The sequence below is a fragment of the Gluconobacter sp. GP1 genome (assembly GCF_032913585.1).
Classification (GTDB): Bacteria; Pseudomonadota; Alphaproteobacteria; order Acetobacterales; family Acetobacteraceae; genus Gluconobacter; species Gluconobacter cerinus.
Genome location: NZ_JASGXC010000016.1, coordinates 1,995 through 6,832, shown reverse-complemented (window position 1 = coordinate 6,832; position 4,838 = coordinate 1,995). Strand labels below are relative to the sequence as shown.

Here is a 4,838-nt window from a genome sequence, read left to right as displayed (position 1 = left end):
ACACCCTGGGCGAGATGTACAATGTGCAGCGCTTCCAGCAGATCGACGCCCTGATCGAGCGTGGCCTGCATGAGTTCGATGCGTGGGCCGCCAATTTCGGGGAGACCCGCACGGAACTCGAACTTCAGCCGAGCGGGCTGTACAAGCCTGTGACGCGGTTTGCGGAGTTCGTGAACGTGGCCGATCTGATGGCCATGTACCGGCATTTCGCGGACGTCGTGCAGCAGGACGACCTGCGCCAGTACGTGAAGCTGCCTGACATCGCCACGGGCAGCCGACAGATCATCGTCGCAGACAGCGGACCCGCCTTTCGCGATTACCAGAAGGACCTGGAAGCGCGGATCAAGGTGATCGAGGAGCGCAAGGGCAAGCCGCAGAAGGGTGAGGATATCATCCTGTCCGTGATTAACGATGCGCGTCATGCCGCGATTGATCTGCGCTTTGTCCGACCTTCGGAGGACAACGACACCAGCAACAAGCTGAACGTCATGATCGCGAGGGTCTTCAACATCTGGAAGGCGACGAGCGAAAACCGCTACGCCGATCCCGACACCAGCAAGCCGTATGACCTGCCCGGGGCCGTGCAGATGATCTTCTCGGATCTGGGCACGGAAGCGGCGCTGGAGAAACGGGGCTTCTCGGCCTATCTGTGGATCCGCGACGAGCTGATGCGGATGGGCGTGCCGCGCGATCAGATCGCCTTCATGCAGCACTACAAAAAGAGTGCCGCCAAGCAGGGACTGTTCCGTGATCTCAATTCCGGGCGCAAACGCATCCTGATCGGATCGAGTGCGACAATGGGCACGGGCGTGAACGCACAACAGCGTCTGATTGCCCTGCACCATCTGGATGTGCCCTGGCTGGTGGCCGACATCATCCAGCGTGAGGGACGGATCGAACGCCAGGGCAACCAGAACCCGGTCATCCAGATTTACGCCTACGCCCTGAAAGGCTCGGTGGATGCCACGAACTGGCAACTTCTGGAGCGCAAGCAGCGCTTCCTGTGTCTGGCCATGTCGGGAGACCGGTCGATCCGCCGTCTGGAGGATATCGGCGAGAGTGCGAACCAGTTTGCCATGGCGAAGGCACTGGCCTCGGGCGACGAACGCCTGATGAAAAAGGCGGGGCTGGAAGCGGAGCTGGCCCGTCTGCGTCGTCTCAAAGCCGCCCATTACGACGACCAGTTCAACGTGCGGCGCGCGATCGAGCGGGCCGAGCGTGATCAGAGGGTGGCCGAAGCCGTTATTCCGAAGATCCGGGCGGATATCGCGAAACGCCAGTCGACACGGGGGGAGGCGTTCCAGCTTGTGCGCAAGTCGGATGTGCTGACCGAGCGGCAGGACGCCGGCAGGTGGCTGATGGGTCAGGCGCGCACCGCCAAACGGGCCGAACAGAAGGGCCGGTGGAGACTGGGCGAGATCGGCGGTTTCGAGCTGGTGTGTGAGACCTGGAGTTCGACGTTCATGGGTGAGACGGAATGGGACGCGACCATCGCCATCGTGGCCGAGGATCGGATGATCGGGATCGACTTTGATCACGACACCGCGCCGCTCGGGTTCATCGCCCGCATCGAGAACACGTTGCTGCGGTTCGATAGCGAGCTTGCGGATGCGCAGCGTGTGGTTGCCGAGACGGAGCGCAAGCTGCCCGGCTACCGCGCCCGTGACGGGATGCCGTTCCGCGAGGCCGCACTTCTGGAGGAGAAGGAGGAGGAAATGGCGTCTCTGGAGGCGGATCTGGCCGAGGATACAGCGCGGCGGGAGGCGGATGCCGCCGAGGCACTGGCCGCGATGGAGAGCCTGAGCGTCAACGACAATGGGGGAGAAGGCGAGGAAGAAGAAGCGGCAGCATAAGAAGAGGGAAAGGGGCGGGCATGGCCCGCCCGGTGCGGCAAGGCTCAGGCCGGGCGCGCTGGCGCGCGGCCTTGCCGCACCGGGCAGCCCCTGCATCCGCGGAGAGGTTGAAAGAGAGATCAGAGGAAGAGAGCATGTCCTATCGTATCGTCTATGACCTCGCCGCCGTGCGACTTCCGGCAGCGACCCTGCGCCCTCATGTTGCGGATAGCAGCTTTTATGCCGATCAGTATCTGCTGATGGAACTGGGTGGCGATAATAATGTCTATGAGGGGCGGGGGTCGCTGCGCGCGAGAAGCTGGTCCCTGATTGGGGCGGGACAGGACTGGGAGATCATGCGCGAAGTCGTGCAGTATGCCGCATCCTGTGAAGGTGGCGGGATGCGCTTCTCCGGTGTCAGCGGGACGCAGGCAGAAACCTATATTCGCAAGTGCCGGACTGTTCTGCGGGATGCTGTGGGCGCGCAGGCGCTTCTTGACCGCGGCATGACCTGCACGGGAAAATTCGCGCTTCGCAAGGGGCCGGTTTCAGCGTGGCTCCAGAAGCGTGTGGACGAGCTGTCCGCCATCAAGGCCCCGGAGATGACAGGCGAAACCCCGGTGTGGTCCTGGCTGAACCTGCTGCGTGACCCGAAGGATGCGGCCATCTTTCTGGCATACTCCAATCTGGACGACGCGCCTGTCTATAACCGGGCAACAGTCCATGGACCGTGTCATGAGCGACACGCCATCATGAAAGGCCTGATCCCACTGGCGGAGTGCGCAGCATGAGCCAGACAGACCAGACCACCACTTCCAAAGTCCTGTGCGGCCTGAATGTGGAAATTTTCACGTACCCGAGCGGTGAGGTGCTGCTGCGCACCGTGGACGCCTATCCGGTCAACCGGAAGGACTGGCATGGCCCGTATGCGGATGCCGCTCAGGCCGAGGCCGACTTCGTGGACCGCCATGCGCTGCCTGTGCTGACACCCGAGGATGTCAGACGCAGGCGTCTGAACGGGACACTTTCGAAGACGCACGAGTATGGCGAGATGATTCTGGCCTTTCATCGCTGGACAGGGGCGACCTGTCTGACCCCGTTCATTGTCCGGCCGGAGGCCCGGGCATGAGCGAAGTTCTTCCGACGTCCGCAGGCGTCGTCTGCCGGCACCTGGATCTCAGTACCGGGCATCTTCCGGTCGCAGAGCGCGATGCGTGCGAGCTTTATCTCAGCAGCGGGGGCACAGCAGGGCGAAGCTGTCTTGGCGGGCCTTATGGCTGGATGATTTATGTTCCCACCGAGGCGGAGGACGTCCCGCAGGACGTGTCTCCCGAACTGGCCGCCCTGATGGTTCAGGCGCGAGAGCAGGACTGCCACTACATCCACTTCGATCGGGACGGGTCGATCGACGAGACGCTGCCTTTTTACGACTGAACCGCCACCGCCTTGCCTGCCTCAGGGAGAAGAGAAGGGGGCGGGAAAACAAGCGGAAATGAGAGAGGGAGCCGCCACAGGTCGCGGCTCCGCGCAAGGCTCAGGCCGGGCGCGCTGACGCGCGGCCTTGCGCGGAACCACGCCCCGTGCCCGCGCCGAGATCATCACGACAGAAAAAAGGAGAGAGGCGTGTCAGACCCGGCAGGACAACCCGCGGCCGAAGTGGCGCTCAGAGCAAACCTGACGCTCATCCTTGAGGCGATGCGAGCGCATGGCGTGAAGACGGTCAAAGTTGAGTACGAGGCCAAAGAAGGCTGGTGGACAACGCTTCATGTGACAGCGGACGACAGACCGGATCTGTTCGAAGGTCTGTCCCTTGAAAAGGCCGTTGCAGCGCTTGGACCTGACCAGACGATTGCCCCTCTGTTTCCGAACAGCTTTGACCTTGTGGTCTGGCACTGCGTCGAAACCGTTATCCGCCGCGTGCAGACCGATTACGACAATGACGAAGACGGGTCTTACGGCTCGGCCACGCTGACGCTGGAAACGCGGCAGCTTGAGGTCGAACATATCGAGCGTGTGGTCTCCCACCTCGCGCACAGCCTGACCGCCTGACGTCTCCCCCACGAGACCTTTTTGACACCCTTACGACATCACTGGAGCCCATCATGGACGAACTGCGCCTTGTCGATCCCAACACCCTGATCGCGAACCCGAACAATCCCCGTCAGACGAAGCCCGGTCAGGCGAGCATTCGCCAGCTGGCGCTGAATATCCGCGCAGTCGGGCTTGTCCATCCGCCGCGCGTGCGTGAGCTGGGGGACGGCAGCCTGATGATCATCGCGGGCCATCGACGCACGGAAGCGGCGATCTATGCGGGTCTGACGGAAATTCAGGTCCATGTCACGAAGGTCGACAACGGTCTTGAGGATCTTGCGGCGGCCAGTGAAAACATGATCCGCGAAGGCATGACCGAGCCGGACCAGTGGCGTGCCGTGACCCGGATGCGCGAAGAACTTGGCTATACCGACCAGCAGCTTTGCGTGGCCCTCATGGTGACACCGGCCTATCTCAAGGGGCTAACCCTTCTCGCGAAGCTGCATCCGCCAATCCTGCACGCCATCGAGATTGGCCGCGGCCCCGACCTGAAAGAGCGTCGGACGCTGGCCCTGTCGTCGCTGGAGGATCAGGCCGCTGCCTGGGCTGAGATGTTTGCCGAGAGCGTGGAGGAGGGAGAGGACCCGGCCGGGTATCGTCTCAACGCCGAGGATCCGGATGATACCGTGAACTGGCGTGACTTCACCTGGCACCTGCGTCAGGAGGAGTGGTATGCGCGTGATGCCCGGTTTGACGATGCGCTGGCGCAAAAGCATGGCGTCGTCTGGACCGAAGATCTGTTCGGGCAGGGCAGTGAGGACAATCGCTACGTCACGGATGCAACCGCGTTTCGGGCGGCGCAGGAAGACTGGATTGCCGAGCATCGTCCCGAAGGAACGCTCGCGATCGAGACGGACGAGTATGGGTATCCCCTCCGCCCTCAGGGCTATAACTTCGTCACGAACTGGATGGGCG

5 protein-coding genes and 1 pseudogene are annotated in these 4,838 nt (G+C 62.5%); all 6 read left to right on the top strand.

Going from position 1 to position 4,838, the window contains the following annotated elements; genetic code table 11:
- Window positions 1-1,853: pseudogene (locus R5H23_RS16130) on the top strand (lactate dehydrogenase); the annotation flags it as partial.
- 134 nt (window positions 1,854-1,987) lie between these two features.
- Entirely contained in the window at window positions 1,988-2,623 is a 636-nt protein-coding gene (locus R5H23_RS16125; RefSeq protein WP_211499488.1) for a hypothetical protein, read from the top strand.
- A complete protein-coding gene (locus R5H23_RS16120) occupies window positions 2,620-2,961 on the top strand; it encodes a hypothetical protein (protein WP_211499489.1) in 342 nt (113 codons plus the stop codon). Before R5H23_RS16125 ends, R5H23_RS16120 begins: the two co-directional genes overlap by 4 nt.
- Window positions 2,958-3,266 carry a hypothetical protein gene (locus tag R5H23_RS16115; RefSeq protein WP_211499490.1) on the top strand — a complete coding sequence of 103 codons (309 nt, stop codon included), beginning with the start codon at window positions 2,958-2,960 and terminating at the stop codon, window positions 3,264-3,266. The genes R5H23_RS16120 and R5H23_RS16115 overlap by 4 nt, the downstream gene beginning before the upstream one ends.
- 189 nt (window positions 3,267-3,455) lie before the next feature.
- On the top strand, window positions 3,456-3,881 hold the full coding sequence (locus R5H23_RS16110) for a hypothetical protein (RefSeq protein WP_211499491.1): 426 nt from the start codon (window positions 3,456-3,458) through the stop codon (window positions 3,879-3,881).
- Window positions 3,882-3,934: 53 nt separating this feature from the next.
- A partial coding sequence (locus tag R5H23_RS16105) for a ParB N-terminal domain-containing protein (protein ID WP_317216034.1) occupies window positions 3,935-4,838 on the top strand: 904 nt, incomplete at its 3' end.